Below are 15,408 nucleotides of genomic sequence, written 5' to 3'. Positions count from 1 at the left end.
CGGAACGTGGTGGTCCGAGGGCGCTGTCGTGCTGTCCGTACGGTCAGGGGTGCTGGAAGAGGACCTCGGGGTTGGCCGGGGTCGGGCCGTTCAGCAGGCGGGCCGGCCGGCCGCGCAGGCTCCGGTCGAAGAAGGCCGTCACATAGCTCCGGGTGATCGTGGTCGAGCGCGCGGCGGAGAGGGGCGCTTCCGGGTCCTCGATGCCGAGCTGCTCACCGATCTCGGGGAGGTCGGTGAAGGTGAAGTGCCCGGAGTCCCGGACCGTCAGCCACCGCTTGAAGCCGTCCAGCCGGTCCCAGGCGTCGTCCCAGGACCTGTCGACGCCGGGGCCGTGCCCGGGGTCGGTGCCCAGCATCAGGAACGGTCGCCCGTCCAGCCCCCGGACGGGGGCCGGGTCGAAGAACGTGCCGTCCATGTCGACCCCCGCGTCCACCCGGCGGTCGGCGGCCATCGTGGAGGAGGCCGCGTTGCCCCCGATGGAGTGGCCCGCCATGCCCACCCGCCGCGGGTCGATCGTCCGCGAGTGCCGCCATGCCGGGTCCGGGCCGGTCAGCCGGTCCAGCAGGAACGAGAAGTCGTCGGCCCGCCCGGCGGAGACGGCGGCCAGGACCTCCCGCCGCGCGGCGTCGTCGGGCTGTGCGTCCACCTTGTCGCAGGCCGCACAGGTGAGGACCCGCCCGTCGGGCAGCTGCGTACCGGTCGACTCGTACGGATGGTCCGCGGTCGCCACGACGTAACCCCGGCTCGCCAGTTCCTCCGCGAGCCCGGTCAGCGTGGCCCGGGGCGTGCCGAAGCCGGGGGAGAGCAGGACCAGGGGGAAGCGGCCCGGGGCCGGACGGGCCGCCGTACGGGCATGGGTGCCGATGTCGCTGACCAGCTCGGGCGGCACGACGTCCTCAAGGCCGCGCTGCGCGAGCATCAGCCGCGCCTCTTCCTTCGTCAGGTACGGGGCCGGGTCGCCGCCGGTGCCGGGGCGGGCCGGGTAGTTCAGCGACACCAGCAACTGGCGCGGCCCGGCGGCCGGCACCCAGGCGTCGGTGCGCGTGTGGTCGGTGAGGAACAGGGTGTCGCGGCCGGTGGCGTACCGGCCGGTGGGGCGGGGAAGGGTGGGCGCCGCAGGCTCGGCCGGGGCGGCGGAGGCGGGGGCTAAGGCGGTGGCCGGCGCCGGACCGGACGCCGAGGCGGGCGCGGCCGTGGCCAGCGCGGCCAGAGCGGTCAGGGCGAGCGCCGCGGCGGTCGCGGCGACCCCGGCCGGTCTGTTGCGAAGCGAGATCGTCATGTCCGCAACGCTAGGCGGCGGCCCGGACGGCCCGCATCGGACGCCGGGTGGAAGCGTTGTCGGACCAGGGGATGACCCCTCTCCTCCGCCGGTCGCACGGGCGGGTCCCCGCCACCGGTGATCGCTCTCCACGACGCCGGGCCGCGGGCCGCCGTACCCTGGGGCGGGAGCAGGGCAGTGGGGGCGGGGAGGATCGACATGGGTGCAGTGAAGAGCAAACGGATGCCGCGCGCCGTGCGCGAGCAGCAGATGATGGACGCCGCGGTGCGGACCTTCGGGCAGCGCGGCTACCGGGCCGCCTCGATGGACGAGATCGCGGAGCTGGCGGGCGTGTCCAAGCCGTTGGTCTACCTGTACCTGAATTCCAAGGAAGAGCTGTTCTCCGCCTGCATCCGCCGCGAGGCGAACGCCCTGCTGGAGGCGGTGCGCGCCGGGGTGGAGCCGGGGCTGCCCGCCGACGGCCAACTGTGGGCGGGACTGCGGGCGTTCTTCCTCCACACCGCCGAGAACCCGGACGGCTGGTCGGTCCTGCACCGCCAGGCGCGCTCGCACGGGGAGCCGTTCGTCAGCGAGCTCGGCTCCATGCGGGACGAGATCGTCGCGTTCGTGACGGGTCTGATCGGGGCCGCCGCCCGCGAGGCGCACCGTGACCCCGCACTCGCGGACCGGGACGTGGTGGGGCTCGCGCAGGCGCTGGTGGGGGCCGCGGAGTCGCTGGCGGGCTGGGCCAACGACACCCCGGACGTCTCGGCGAAGGAGGCCGCGGCGACCCTCATGAACTTCGCCTGGGCGGGCCTGGAGAACCTGATGCACGCCCGGCCCTGGCAGCCTCCGGCGGCGTAGGGACGCCTTCCCGGTCGGGCCGGGGCGGGCACGGCGCCCCCTGGCGGTCGCGGCGGGCAACCCCGGGGCGGGTGGGTAGCAACTCATCTTCATCGGCCGCTGGTTGAGTACATGTACTCAAGAAGGCGCTTGCCCGCGAGGCTGAGACTGGCGGCCCGTACCGACCTCCTAGGAGCAGGCGATGGCCGCCACCACCCCGAACCCCGCCCCGTCGCTGGACGTGCGGCTGTCGTCGAGCCGCCGGCTGCCGGCCGCCCTTGCCGTCGCGGTGACCGCGGCGCTCGTCGTGTCGAGGTTCGGCGCCGCCGACCCGACCACCTGGCTGCTGGAGACGGTGTGGGTGATGGCGGGCCTGCCGCTGATCATCCTGTTCCGCAACCGTTTCCCGCTGAGTGGCCTGCTCTGCGGCTTGTTGGCGGCGCATGCCCTGGTGCTCATCGTGGGCGGCCACTACACCTACGCGGAGGTGCCGGTGGGCGACTGGGTGCGCGACTGGCTCGGATGGGAACGCAACCCCTACGACCGCTTCGGCCACCTCGTGCAGGGCTTCGTCCCGGCCGTCCTCGTGCGCGAACTGCTCGTCCGCACCTCCCCTCTGCGCGGCAGCCGCTGGCTCGCCGTCCTCACCGTCTGCGCCTGCCTGGCCTTCAGCGCCGTCTTCGAGATGCTGGAATGGCTGGCGGCCGTCACCGGCGGCGAGGCCGCGGACGCGTTCCTGGGAACGCAGGGGGACGTGTGGGACACCCAGTGGGACATGTTCTGCGCCCTGATCGGCGCCATCTGCGCCCTGCTGATCCTGAGCCGCGTCCACGACCGTGCCCTCACCCGCCCGGGGCTGGAGCGGTCACCCCGTCGGTGAACCCCCGGTCTGCCTCGTCACCGCCCCCACCAGGTGCACGCGCCCGTCGGGGCCGCGCAGTTCGAAGGCGTTCCCGGTGGCGTCGGCCGCGTACGTCACGGTGGCGGGCAGCAGGACGGGAGCCCTGAACCCGGCCCGTACGGAACGGATCGAGGACGGGTCGCCGGCCTCGGCCAGGCAGCGGGCGACCGTCCACATGCCGTGCGCGATGGCCCGGGGAAAGCCGAACAGCCGGGCGGTCAGCGGGTGGAGGTGGATCGGGTTGCGGTCCCCGGAGACGGCCCCGTAGCGCCGCCCCAGATTACCGGGCAGTCGCCATTCGGCGCGGGACGGAAGGCCCCCGGCGTCCGGGGGGACGGCGGTGACGGGGCCGGCCGCCTGCGCGGCCTGCCGGTGACGGGACAGATAGCCGCTGCGCGATTCCCACACCAGCTCCCCGTCCACCCGCGCCTCGGTCGCCATCGTGACCTCGGTGCCCCGCCGGTGCGGGGTCAACTTCTCTGCGTACACCGTCAGTTCGAGTGGTTCGGCGGGCGCCGCGGCCCGGTGCGGGGTGATCTCGATCCAGGTGTGGACGAGCCCGAGCACCGGCAGGGGGAAGGCGTGTCCGGTCATCAGCCGCATGGTGAGCGGGAAGGCCAGTACATGCGGGTACGTGAGCGGCAGCGGCCCGGATTCCGTGAACCCGCAGATCCTCCCGTACGCGGCGAGGGGGCCGGGCGCGACGGGCGCGGCCGGGCGGGCCAGGCGGTCGGCGGGCAGTGTGGCGTCCGGCCGTCCGGCGCGCTTGAACGGCGAGGTGAGGGCCCCGCGCGCGAGCGAGGCGGTGAGCGAGGTCATCGGACTCATGCCCCCAGCAGGCTCTGGCCGCAGACGCGCAGCACCTGGCCGTTGACGGCCCCGGAGGCGGGCTGGGCGAACCACGCGACGGCCTCGGCGACGTCGGCCGGGAGCCCGCCCTGGGAGAGGGAGTTCATCCGGCGGCCCGCCTCACGGATGAGGAACGGCACGGCGGCGGTCATCCTCGTCTCGATGAAGCCGGGGGCCACCGCGTTGACGGTGACGCCGTGCCCGGCGGCGGCGCGCGGGCCGAGCGAGCGGACCAGGCCGATGACGCCCGCCTTGCTGGCCGCGTAGTTGGTCTGGCCGTCGTTGCCCGCGATGCCCGCGATGGAGGCGGTGGCGACGATCCGGCCGCCCCGGTTCAGGGCGCCCGAGGCCAGGAGCTCGTCGGTGGTGCGGAGCACGCTGTCGAGGTTGACCTCGATGACCTGGGCCCAGCGTTCGGCCGGCATGTTGGCGAGGCGGCGGTCGCGGGTGATGCCCGCGTTGTGGACGAGGACGTCGAGCCCGTCCGGTGCGGCGGCGGCGATGCGGGCCGCGGCGTCGGGTGCGGTGATGTCCAGCGGGAGCGCGGTGGCCCCGAGCCGGTCGGCGGTGCGCACCAGGTCGTCCCGGGCCCCGGGGACGTCCAGCACGATCACCTGTGCCCCGTCGCGGGCGAGCACCGAGGCGACGGACGCGCCGATGCCCCGGGCGGCGCCGGTGACCAGGGCGGTCCGGCCGGCGAGCGGGGCGGCCCAGTCGGGCACGGAGCCCGGGGCGGCGGAGGTCAGCTCGATCACCTGGCCGCTGACGTACGCGGACCGGGGGGAGAGGAGGAAGCGGAGGGTGGACTCGGCGGCCTCCGGCGTCCCGTCGGCCGGGAGCCGCAGGAGCTGGACCGTGGAGCCCCGCCCGACCTCTTTGCCCAGCGACCGGACGAAACCCTCCAACGCCTGCTGGGCAGCGGCCTGATGGTGGTCCTCGGGGGACGGCGGCGTGCCGATGACGACGATCCGGCCACCGGGAGCCAGCGACCGTACGACGGGATGGAGGGCGGCGTGCACCTCGGCGAGTCCCCGGGCGGAGGTGACCCCCGTGGCGTCCAGGACGATTCCGGCGGGCCGCGCCGGCCGCGCCTCGACGGTGAGCCCGGTCGTGGCCAGCACCTTCGCCAGTCCGTCCCGGATCGCCGAGGTCCCGGCGGTCAGGTGCAGCAGCGGCCCGTCCAGGCGCGGGGTCTCCAGGGTCCAGCGGCGCAGCGGGGCGGGCTGCGGCAGGCCGAGCCGCCGGGTGAGGAAGCGGCCGGGTGCTGTGCCGGTGAGGTGCAGATAGCGATCGGCCATTGTCCTGACTCCCTGCTCGGTCGTAGATTTACTCCTGAGTAAGGTTACTTAAGAGTCAGGAGCTGGTCGAGATGAACAATCCCGGACCGACCGAGACGAGATGGTCACGGTGACGCGCCCGCGCCCGTCGATTCCCCTCGCCCTGCCGCAGCCGCGCCGCGTCGCGGTCATCGGCGGCAGCCGTACTCCCTTCGCCCGCTCCGACGGCCCGTACGCGACCGCCTCCAACCAGGATCTGCTGACGGCCGCGCTCGACGGCCTCGTGGAGCGGTACGGCCTGGCCGGGGACCGGGTCGGGGCGTTCGTCGCGGGCGCGGTCCTCAAGCACAGCCGCGACTTCAACCTGGCGAGGGAGACGGTCCTCGGCTCCGCGCTCGACCCGCGCACCCCGGCCTACGACATCCAACAGGCCTGCGGCACGGGCCTCCAGGCGGTGATCGCCGCCGCGAACACGATCGCGCTCGGGTCCGTCGACTCGGCGATCGCGGGCGGCTCCGACACCACCAGCGACGCCCCGCTCGGCGTCAACGACGAACTGCGCCGCATCCTGCTCGCCGCCCGCCGCGCGAGGACGGCGGGCGCCCGCCTCAAGGCGCTGGCCGCCGTCCGCCCCCGCCACCTCGTCCCGGACATCCCGCGCAACGCCGAACCCCGCACCGGCCTGTCGATGGGCGAGCACGCCGCCGTCACCGCCCGCCGCTGGGCGGTGAGCCGCGAGGACCAGGACCTGCTGGCCGCCACCAGCCACCAGCGCCTGGCGGCCGCGTACGAACGGGGCTTCCTGGACGACCTGGTGGTCCCGTACCGGGGCCTGGACCGGGACCAGAACCTCCGCCCGGGATCAACGGTCGGGAAACTGGCGGCGCTCAAGCCGGTGTTCGGGACATCCGACCCCGACCCCACCATGACGGCAGGCAATTCGACCCCGCTGACGGACGGGGCGGCGACGGTCCTGCTGGCGACGGAGGAGTGGGCACGGGAGCGGGGTCTGGAGCCGCTCGCCCACCTCTCCCTGTACGAGACGGCGGCGGTGGACTACGTGGACGGCGACGACGGCCTCCTCATGGCACCGGCGTACGCGGTGCCGCGCCTGCTGGAGCGGGCCGGGCTGGGGATCGAGGACTTCGACCTGTACGAGATCCACGAGGCGTTCGCCTCCCAGGTGCTGGCCACCCTCGCCGCCTGGGAGAAGCAGGGCCTCGCCCCGGTGGACCGGGCCCGCCTGAACGTGGCCGGGTCCTCCCTGGCCACCGGCCACCCCTTCGCCGCGACGGGCGCCCGGATCGTCGCCACCCTGGCCAAGCTCCTCGCGGAACGGGACGCGCCGGGCCGGGGCCTGATCTCGATCTGCGCGGCGGGCGGCCAGGGGGTGACGGCCATCCTGGAACGCCCCTGACCCGCTCGCCTCTTGCCGCACCACTGCCGGACGGACGACCCGGCGGACCGACCCGCCCGACCCCCGAACCGAGGAGCCGCACGTGTCAACGCCACCTTCCGCCGCCGCAACCGCCCCCGCAGTCAAGCCCGTTCTGGTCGAACCGACGAAGAGGCGAGGCCCCGACGGGAGGGTCCAGGAGGTCTCCGTACCGAGGTCCGCACCGGTCGTGGAGCGCGGCTCGCTCGCCGAGATCCCGTTCGACAACGCCCGGGAGGCCCCGTCGGATCCGGTGCTCAGCCGCAAGGACGCCGAGGGCGTGTGGCAGGACGTGACGGCGGCCGAGTTCGCCGCCGAGGTGCTGGCCGTGGCCAAGGGCCTGATGGCGGAGGGGCTGCGGGCGGGCGACCGGGTCGCGATCATGGCCCGGACGACGTACGAGTGGACGCTGCTGGACTTCGCGTCCTGGGCGGCCGGCCTGGTGACGGTCCCCATCTACCCGACCTCCTCCGCCTTCCAGGCCCGCTGGATCCTCCAGAACTCGGGCGCGGTGGCATGCGCGGTGGAGTCGAAGGAACAGGGCCGCGTGATCAGCCAGGAGCGCAAGCAGCTCGGCGACCTGGCGCATCTGTGGCAGTTCGACACGGGGGCGATCGGCCACCTGAAGTCCCTCGGCAAGGACATCCCGGACGCGGCGGTGACGGCCCGCCGGGCCTCCCTGGAACCGGACACCCCCGCCACCCTGATCTACACCTCGGGCACCACGGGCCGCCCGAAGGGCTGCGTCCTGACCCACGGCAACTTCTTCGCCGAGGTCGACAACGCGATCGAACTCCTGCACCCGGTCTTCAAGTCGGTCTCGAAGGACCCGGCCTCCACCCTCCTCTTCCTCCCCCTCTCCCATGTGTTCGGCCGCATGGTGGCGATCGGCTGCATGCGGGCGAGGGTGCGCCTGGGCCACGCGCCGTCCATTCAGACGGAGGAGTTGCTGGCGGACCTGGCGGGCTTCCGCCCGACCTTCCTGCTCGCCATCCCGTACGTCCTGGAGAAGGTCTACAACACGGGGCGGGCGACGGCCGAGAAGATGGGCCGGGCCTCCTCGTTCGACCGGGCGGCCCGCATAGCCCAGCGCTACGGCAAGGCGGTCGAGGCCGCCGAACACGGTACGGGACCGGGCCCCGGTCTGGGCCTGCGCGCCGCCCGCGCCCTGTACGACCCGCTGGTCTACCGCCGTATCCGGGCGGCGCTCGGCGGCAGGGTCCGGTACGTGATCTGCGGCGGCTCCCCGCTGGGCCGCCGGCTCGCCGCGTTCTACGAGGGCGCCGGCATCGGCATCTTCGAGGGCTACGGCCTCACGGAGACCACGGCCGCCCACACGGTGACCCCGCCCCTCAAACCCCGCCTGGGCACGGTCGGTTGGCCGCTGCCCGGCACGTCGGTGCGCATCGCGGACGACGGCGAGGTGCTCCTGCGGGGCGGCCAGGTCTTCCGGGGCTACTGGGACGGCGAACGGGCGGAGGTGACCCCGGCGCTCCTGCCGGACGACTGGTTCCCCACGGGCGACCTGGGCGCGCTGGACGAGGACGGCTATCTGACGATCACGGGCCGCAAGAAGGACATCATCATCACGTCGGGCGGCAAGAACGTCACCCCGGCCCCGCTGGAGGACTGGCTGCGCGCCCACCCCCTGGTCAGCCAGTGCATGGTCGTCGGCGACAACCGCTCGTTCATCACCGCCCTGATCACCCTGGAGCCGGACGGCCTCCAGCACTGGCGCCAGATGACCAAGAAGCAGGACATCCCGATGCGGGACCTGGTCCACGACGAGGACCTGCGCACGTCGCTCCAGAAGGCGGTCGACGAGGCCAACCGCCTGGTCTCCCGCGCGGAGTCGATCCGTAAGTTCACGGTCCTGGCCGTGGACTTCACGGAGGAGGCGGGCCACCTGACGCCGTCGCTGAAGCTGAAGCGGGACGCGATCGCGCGGGACTTCGCGGGGGAGATCGAGACGTTGTACCGGAAGTGAGGGGCGGGGGCGGGGCCTGCCCCCACGGGTCGGGCCCGCCCCCGCTCCGGGCGTTTGGCGGAACCGGTCAGGCGGCCTGGAGGACGTCACAGGAGCAGTGGCGGAATTCCAGGCCGAGCTCCCGGTCCACGGCCGCGCTCGAACGCGTGGCGGCTTCGGAGACCTTCTCCCAGGAGCCGTACTTCAGGTAGAGCTGGTCCGCCGTCGGGCCGAGCGGGTTCCCGTACTTCTTCTGGTTGCGCGCCTCCAGCTCCGCGACCTGCTCCGGGGTCATGCCGGCGCGGACGACGTCCTTGGCGTCATTGCGCATCTCGACCAGAGCGCGGGCGATGTCCTCCTCCGAGCGCCCTTCGGCGCGCATGGCGCACTCCGTGCGTTCCATGTCCTCAAGGAGGTCGTGATAGCGCATCCGCTGTGCGCGGGCGACCTCGCGCTGCTGCGGCGTCTCGCTCCGGATCAGGCACACGACCGGTTCCGGACTGGTGCAGTCACCGTGCTCCGGTGCGGCCTGCGAGACGGGCGCGACGACGACCGAACCGCAGCCGGCGGACGACGCGCACGGGTGCGCGGTGAGCGCGGTGGCCGAGGCGGACTGGAGCGGGAAAAGGGCGACTTGGGCGACCAGCAGCGCGGGTACCACGCGGCGGGCCAGCGAACGCAGACCGTTCGGCGATGTGTTCAGTGACATGCGCTCATGCTTCGGCACACCACGACGGGACCGAAGCATGGCGAGGCCGGACCACCCCTGCGGGCGGCCGACTCCACTCCGCCGGGTGAAGCGGGGTGAAGCCGGAGGGAGCCCGACGGGGTTCAGGTCACCCGGCCTGTTCCGGCGGGTCCGCCTCAGGAGCGGGAGCGGGATCGGAGGTGGGCGCGGGAGTGCGGACGGAGGCGGGCGCGGGAGTGGGGACGGAGGCGGGCACGGGAGTGGGGACGGAGGCGGGCACGGAGGCGGGCATGCGTCGGGCCACGATCGCACCCGTCACGAGTCCCGCACCGGCCAGCAGCGTGGCCACCAGGTACGGGTCGAACGCGTGCAGGGCGGGCGCGAAGCCGACCCCGACGCAGACCGCCACCCCGGCCGCGCCGCCCATCTGGTCAGCGGCGCGCTGGACGCCCGAGGCGATTCCGGCGTCGTCCTCGGTGACGCCGGTGACCGCGACGTACTGGAGCCCGACGATGCCGAACCCCATGCCGGCCGCGATCAGGAGCATGGCCGGGACCAGCGCGGCCCCGCCCGCGGACGAGGCCGAGACGAGCGCGATCGCCACCATCGCCGCCGCGGTGAACCCCATCCCGGCGAGCACGCACGCGCGTGCCCCCCAACGGCCCAGCAGGCGGGGCACCAGCATGGAGAACGCGATCAGCGAGACCGCCAGGGGCAGCATCGTCAGACCCGCGCCCAGCGGGCCCATGCCCAGCCGGTCCTGCAGAAAGAACGTGAACAGCAGGAACGACGTCGACAGCGCCCCGCTCAGCAGCATCGTGGCCAGATTGGCCGCGACCCGGGTGCGGTGGGCGAAGAAGCGCAGCGGTACCAGCGGGTTGCGCGAGCGTGCCTCGACCCGTACGAACCCGATCCCGGCCGCCACCGCCCCGGCCAGCGCCGCCGGGACCACCCATAGGGGTGTTCCGGGCTCACCGGCCTCGACCACGCCGAACGTGAACAGCAGCGGGCAGGCGGTCAGCAGCAGTGCGCCGGGAAGGTCCAGCGCCTGCCGGTCCTCGGCCACGGGCCGGTCGGCGTCGACCAGGAAGACGGCTGCCAGCAGGACGACCAGGATGAACGGGACGGAGATCAGGAAGATCCACCGCCACCCCAGGTGAGCGGTGACGAAGCCGGAGAGCACGAACCCGAGCACGAGTCCGCAGCTGGCCACCGCCGCCCATACGCCCAGGGCCCGCGACCGGCGCGGCCCCTCGGGGAACATCAGGATGACCGTGGCCATCGCGGCGGGCAGTGCGACGGCCTCCCCGGCGCCCTGGAGCAGGCGCATGACGACCAGCAGGCCGAACGTGGGGGCCAGGCCCGCCAGCAGCGACGCGACGCCGAACAGGCCGGTGCCCAGCAGCAGCACGCGCCGCCGCCCGAGCAGGTCGCCCAGCCGGCCGCCGAGCATCAGCATCCCGCCGCCGGTGACCGTGTACCCGACCACGACCCAGGTGAGGGAGTGCCCGTCGACGCCGAAGTCGGCGCCGATCGAGGGCAGGGCGATGTTGACCACGGTCACGTCGACCGCGATGAAGAACTGCAGCATGGACATCGCGCACAGCACCAGCCATGCGCGTACGGGGGACGGGCTGTGCCCGCGTGAAGACCCGCGTGAAGAGAGGATGCCTGAGAACATCAGGTGCTCCGTAGCTCAGAAGTGGCTCCGAGCAGCACGAAGATGCCGCCCGGATCTGATCACGAAGCGGCTGGACGCCCTGGAAAGTGTGTGAGCAGAACGCCCGCCGCTAGCGGCGGGTCCTGGTCACCGCGGCGCAAGCGGCCGCGCACGAAGCTGCAGACATGCGATCGACGGTACCAGGAGGGGTCGGTGTGGGCCGGGGAGCGCCGAGGAGCGGCACCCCCGGAAGCCCCCCGGAAGCCCCCCCCGCGAGGTCTGTCGCTCCGCCGGAAGTTGCGGCACCCTGGTCTCCGTTCAACTCGCGTAGATGCACCGGCACTTCGTACTTCGCATCTCGCGCCGCGCGCTCCGCACCTCGCACCCCACTGCCCGGTTGTCGACCCGGAGGATTCCCCGCCCATGCGCTCGACCCGTACCAGTCTGCTGGCCCTGCTGGCGCTCCTCGGAGGCCTGCTCACCGTCACCGCCGCCGCGAGCCCGGCCGCGGCCGCCCCCAACTTCAAGGCGCCCTACGGCTGCGGCCAGCAATGGACGTACAGTCATCACTCCGCCGAGGTCAGACAGGCTCTCGACTTCGTCCGCACGGACGGCGGGGCCACGGCCGGCTCCCCGGTCCTCGCCTCGGCGGCCGGAACCGCCTACCGCTACTCCCAGCCGAGCGGGGCGGGCAACTACATCGCGATCGAGCACGGCGGCGGCTGGAAGACGTACTACTTCCACCTCGCCGCGTTCTCCGTCGCCAACGGGGCCCAGGTCGCCCAGGGCCAGCAGATCGGCACCACCGGCTCCACCGGGAACAGCTCCGGCGCCCACATCCACTACGAGCAGCTCTACAACGGCGTCGGCCAGAACATCGTGATCAACGGCCAGTCGCTCGCCCCGTACCCCGGCTCGTACTACAACAAGTACCTGACCAGCGACAACGGTTGCGGTGGCGGCGGAGGCGGAAAGTACTGGGTCGACACCTTCGCCAACGCCACCGGCTACGCCGCCGCGAACACGGCCGACGCCCAGGGCATCCTGAACGCCGGCACGAACTACGTGTACTGCAAGGTGTGGGGGGAGCGGGTCGGCACGGCCACCCAGTTCAACCACTGGTGGCTGCGCACCGACCTGGACACGGTGTACGCGGGCAAGAACGGCCGCAACGCGTATGTCTCCGCGTACTACCTCTCCCGCTGGGGCAACGACGAGGCCCGCGACAACAACGGGGCGGTGATCCCGAACTGCTGAGCCGGGGGCGGCCCGGCGGAGTGGCGCGTCGCGGTATGGCGTAAAAGCCGTCGAGCAAGATCGGTCCGGCCTGGCACCCTGGATGTACGGGCCCGACGGCGGAAGTTCCGGGGGCAGGGGACCTCACGGAGGAGCGGGCCACATGGCGACCGTCGTCGATCTGTTCACCTACCCCGTCAAGGGCTGCGCGGGAACGCCCCTGGACAGTACGCACCTCACCCCGGCAGGTCTCGCGCACGACCGCAGCTTCATGGTCGTCAGCACCGACGGGGTCTACCGCACCCAACGCCGCGACCCCCGCCTCGCCCTCGTCCGGCCCACCATCAGCGCCGACGGCGGCAGGCTCACGCTCGCATCGGCGGAGCGGGGGAGCGGCGACGGCGGGGACGGGGTTCGCGGTGGTGACGGGGTTCGCGGTGGTGAGGACGAGCTGCACCTCGACGTCACCACGTCCGCGCCCCGGCGCGACGTCGACCTGTTCGGCGCGACGTTCCAGGGCATCGACCAGGGCGAGGAGGCAGCAGCCTGGCTCTCGGACTTCCTGGGCGTCCCGAGCCGGCTGGTCCGCGTGCCGCCGGAGCACGACCGGAAGACCGATGGCCTGACCCCGGGCACCTCCGGCTACGCGGACAGCAGCGCCGTGCATCTGCTCTCCCGCGCCTCGCTCACCCACCTGCACGCGCGGATGGCCGAGCGCGGCGCCCCGCCCCTGGCCATGGACCGCTTCCGCCCGAACATCGTCATCGACAGTCGCCCCGGGGAGCGCCACGGGGAGGACTGGGCGGCGGCGCCCCACGCCGAGGACCGGATCCGCCGGATGACCATCGGCGCGGCCGACCTGGGTTACACCAAGCTCGCCGTCCGCTGCGCGGTCACCCTGGTCGACCAGGAGGCCGGGGCCCGGGGCGGCCCGGAGCCGCTGCGGACGCTCGCGGGCTACCGGCGGGCCGCGGGCGGCGGTGTGGTGTTCGGCGCGAAGTTCTCCGTGGTGCGGCCGGGGAAGCTCTCGGTGGGCGATGAGGTGGCCGTCGAGGAGTGGGGCGACGCGGAGGTCTGACGCCGGGGTGCGGGCGGCTTTCTCCGAGCTACGGCCGAGTGGCTAGAGTCGGCGGCTCACCCCTCACCGAAGAAGCTGGAATCACTGTGACGACTGGAGCCCGTCCCACCATCCGCCCGGCGACCGGGGAAGACCTCGGTGAGCTCCGGGCTCTTGCGCGTCGCACGATCGACACCTGCTACCGAGGGTTCCTCGGCGACGAGGCAGTGGACTGGTTCACCGGCAGTGGTGCTTCCGACGAGCACGTGAGGAGCCACCTGGAGCGGGGCGGCGTCCACTGCCTCAGCCAGGACGGCCGGATCGTCGGCCTCTCCATCCTCGACGGCCGCACGGTCGACCTGATGATGGTCGACCCGGACCATCACCGTCGAGGGTGGGGGCGGCTCCTGCTGCGGCACGCGGAGGAGACGCTCCTCGCCCGGTACTCGACCATCCGGCTGGAGACCTTCCCGGACAACGCCGGGGCCAAGTCGTTCTACGAGGCGTGCGGCTGGGTTCTCGCCGAGCGACTGGAGGGCGAAGGGCCGGCCAAGCTCGTCTACACCAAGAGCGGCACGGGCGACTGAAGGCTTCCAGCTTGCGAACCCGGACTTCCCGGAGTTCGCCGAAGCTGCCGCCGCCGACCCGGAGGGGGGCGTCCGGGACGAGCCGAACGAGAGGCCCGGGTCCGCCCGGGTACTGCCGACGGCCGGCTCAGCTGCTCCCCGCGATCCCGTCCAGCCGCGCCCGCTGCTCCGGCGTGAGCGCGATGTCCGCCGCCGCCGTGTTCTCCTCCAGGTGGGCGACGCTGGACGTGCCCGGGATCGGGAGCATCACCGGGGAGTGGTCCAGCAGCCAGGCCAGGCAGACCTGGGTGGCCGTGACGCCCAGGTCGGCGGCGACGGCCGCCACTTCCGCGCGGTCGCCCGCCTTGCCCCAGGCCACCGTCCGCCACGGCAGGAAGGCGATGCCCGCCGCCTCGCACGCCGCGAGGACCGGCTCGTGTTCGCGGTCGGTCAGGTTGTAGCGGTTCTGCACGCTCGCGATGTCGACGATCTCCCGGGCGGCTGCCAGCTCGGCGGCCGACACCTCGGAGAGGCCGATCCGGCCCACCTTGCCCGCCTCGCGCAGGTCCCGCAGAGCGCCGAGCTGGTCGGCGAGCGGGGTCTCCGGGTCGATGCGGTGGAGCTGGAGCAGATCGATCCGGTCGACGCGGAGCCGGCGCAGGGCGTGGTCCACCTCCGCGCGCAGGGACTCCGGGCGGCCGTTCAGGGACCAGTCGCCCGTCCCGGCGGAGCGGACGACGCCGACCTTCGTCGTGATCAGGAGGTCCTTCGGGTACGGGTGGAGCGCCTCGGCCAGAACATCCTCGTTGGCGCCACCCCCGTACATGTGGGCCGTGTCGATCAGGGTGACGCCCAGTTCGACCGCCCGGCGGGCCACGGCGATGGCTGACGGCCGGTCCTCGGGGCGTTCGGTGGGCAGGTGCATCGCGCCGAAGCCCAGTCGCCCCACGGTCAGGTCCCCGCCGATACGGAATGTCGTCGTCGATGGCATGTTCGCTGGCGTCCCCTTGTTCGGATGGCCTTCGACAACCTAGTGGCCCGTGCCGTGCGGAGGAGCGGATTCAGGGTGTTCCCGGGCCCTGGAGGATCTGGAGGTAGTTGCCCACCGGGTCCACGATCGTGGAGAAGAACCAGCCGTCCCCGGTGTCCTCGACCGGCCGCACCCAGGTCACCCCGAGCGTGTTGAGGTGCTTCTCGGCCGCCCGGATGTCGCGCACGGTGAGGTTGATCAGCTGCCGGCCCGGTTCGGCGGCCTTCTCCGCCACGTCGTCCCGCTCGTCGAACCCGATGATCGCCCCGGGGCCGACGATCAGCAGATGTTCCGCCCAGCGGGCGCCCAGGGGCTCCAGTGCGGCGCGGTACCAGGCGATCAGGGCGGCGGAGTCGGTGCTGCCGATGACGACGCCGAGGCCTGTGATGCCCTCGGTGCCGGTGGTGCCGGTGGTGCCGTCAGTGGTGGTGTCGGCGGTGTCGTCGTTCGTGGGTGTGGTCATCGTTGTTCCCCTTGCTCTGCCGATAGTGCGTGCGGCGTGCGGCGTGCGGCGTGCCTCGTGCCATGTGCTGCGTGCGGGCCGGGTCACCCCGGCCGCCCGCTTTGTCCTGCCTGCCAGTCATGACCGCTCCCGGCCGCGAAACTCATCGGTGCCGCCGCCGATGCGCCCCGATGTCCCCC

At 73.0% G+C, this 15,408-nt stretch carries 14 protein-coding genes; 7 read left to right on the top strand and 7 right to left on the bottom strand.

The features are described 5' to 3' along the window. Window positions 1-43: 43 nt before the first annotated feature. A complete protein-coding gene (locus tag IE272_RS30625) occupies window positions 44-1,279 on the bottom strand; it encodes an alpha/beta hydrolase family protein (protein ID WP_190009054.1) in 1,236 nt (411 codons plus the stop codon). A 198-nt stretch (window positions 1,280-1,477) separates the two neighbouring features. Between IE272_RS30625 and IE272_RS30620 the strand changes: the two genes are divergently transcribed. Then, entirely contained in the window at window positions 1,478-2,122 is a 645-nt protein-coding gene (locus tag IE272_RS30620) for a TetR/AcrR family transcriptional regulator (protein ID WP_097967043.1), read from the top strand. A gap of 181 nt (window positions 2,123-2,303) precedes the next feature. Beyond that, a complete protein-coding gene (locus IE272_RS30615) occupies window positions 2,304-2,981 on the top strand; it encodes a DUF2238 domain-containing protein (protein ID WP_050358768.1) in 678 nt (225 codons plus the stop codon). Here the strand turns inward: IE272_RS30615 and IE272_RS30610 are convergent. Next, entirely contained in the window at window positions 2,967-3,821 is an 855-nt protein-coding gene (locus tag IE272_RS30610) for a MaoC/PaaZ C-terminal domain-containing protein (protein WP_190009086.1), read from the bottom strand. The two genes, IE272_RS30615 and IE272_RS30610, sit on opposite strands and share 15 nt — an antisense overlap. Window positions 3,822-3,826: 5 nt before the next feature. Beyond that, window positions 3,827-5,149 carry a 3-oxoacyl-ACP reductase gene (locus IE272_RS30605; RefSeq protein ID WP_050358770.1) on the bottom strand — a complete coding sequence of 441 codons (1,323 nt, stop codon included), beginning with the start codon at window positions 5,147-5,149 and terminating at the stop codon, window positions 3,827-3,829. Between the two features lie 100 nt (window positions 5,150-5,249). On the opposite strand from IE272_RS30605, the gene IE272_RS30600 reads away from it, so the two are divergent. Next, a complete protein-coding gene (locus IE272_RS30600) occupies window positions 5,250-6,545 on the top strand; it encodes an acetyl-CoA C-acetyltransferase (protein ID WP_050358771.1) in 1,296 nt (431 codons plus the stop codon). Window positions 6,546-6,627: 82 nt separating this feature from the next. Then, window positions 6,628-8,550: an AMP-dependent synthetase/ligase gene (locus IE272_RS30595; RefSeq protein ID WP_057663640.1), complete on the top strand. Its 1,923-nt coding sequence runs from the start codon at window positions 6,628-6,630 to the stop codon at window positions 8,548-8,550. A gap of 67 nt (window positions 8,551-8,617) precedes the next feature. Here the strand turns inward: IE272_RS30595 and IE272_RS30590 are convergent, their stop codons facing one another. Both IE272_RS30590 and IE272_RS30585 read right to left on the bottom strand, forming a co-directional pair. Further along, window positions 8,618-9,238, bottom strand: a complete 621-nt coding sequence (locus IE272_RS30590; RefSeq protein WP_073960769.1) for a hypothetical protein — start codon at window positions 9,236-9,238, stop codon at window positions 8,618-8,620. A 127-nt stretch (window positions 9,239-9,365) separates the two neighbouring features. Then, window positions 9,366-10,814, bottom strand: coding sequence for an MFS transporter (locus IE272_RS30585; protein ID WP_190009051.1), 1,449 nt, complete (start codon window positions 10,812-10,814; stop codon window positions 9,366-9,368). A 486-nt stretch (window positions 10,815-11,300) separates the two neighbouring features. Here IE272_RS30585 and IE272_RS30580 point away from each other — a divergent pair, with 486 nt between their 5' ends. The 3 genes from IE272_RS30580 to IE272_RS30570 all read left to right on the top strand — a co-directional run bounded on the left by IE272_RS30580 (window position 11,301) and on the right by IE272_RS30570 (window position 13,757). Beyond that, complete coding sequence (locus IE272_RS30580) at window positions 11,301-12,134, top strand: M23 family metallopeptidase (protein WP_190009049.1); 834 nt, start codon at window positions 11,301-11,303, stop codon at window positions 12,132-12,134. Window positions 12,135-12,276: 142 nt separating this feature from the next. Continuing rightward, window positions 12,277-13,191 carry an MOSC domain-containing protein gene (locus IE272_RS30575; protein ID WP_190009047.1) on the top strand — a complete coding sequence of 305 codons (915 nt, stop codon included), beginning with the start codon at window positions 12,277-12,279 and terminating at the stop codon, window positions 13,189-13,191. A gap of 86 nt (window positions 13,192-13,277) precedes the next feature. Then, the gene (locus tag IE272_RS30570; protein WP_229897830.1) at window positions 13,278-13,757 is read left to right on the top strand and encodes a GNAT family N-acetyltransferase; all 480 of its coding nucleotides are present in this window, start codon (window positions 13,278-13,280) and stop codon (window positions 13,755-13,757) included. 127 nt (window positions 13,758-13,884) lie between these two features. Here IE272_RS30570 and IE272_RS30565 read toward each other — a convergent pair whose 3' ends face one another. After that, window positions 13,885-14,727, bottom strand: coding sequence for an aldo/keto reductase (locus tag IE272_RS30565; protein WP_190009045.1), 843 nt, complete (start codon window positions 14,725-14,727; stop codon window positions 13,885-13,887). Window positions 14,728-14,797: 70 nt separating this feature from the next. Further along, complete coding sequence (locus IE272_RS30560; protein ID WP_050358778.1) at window positions 14,798-15,229, bottom strand: VOC family protein; 432 nt, start codon at window positions 15,227-15,229, stop codon at window positions 14,798-14,800. Between the last annotated feature and the right edge of the window lie 179 nt (window positions 15,230-15,408).

The organism is Streptomyces anulatus (assembly GCF_014650675.1).
Taxonomy (GTDB): Bacteria; Actinomycetota; Actinomycetes; order Streptomycetales; family Streptomycetaceae; genus Streptomyces; species Streptomyces anulatus.
The sequence above is the reverse complement of the archived record's forward strand: the minus strand, read 5'-3'. Positions and strand labels throughout refer to the sequence as shown.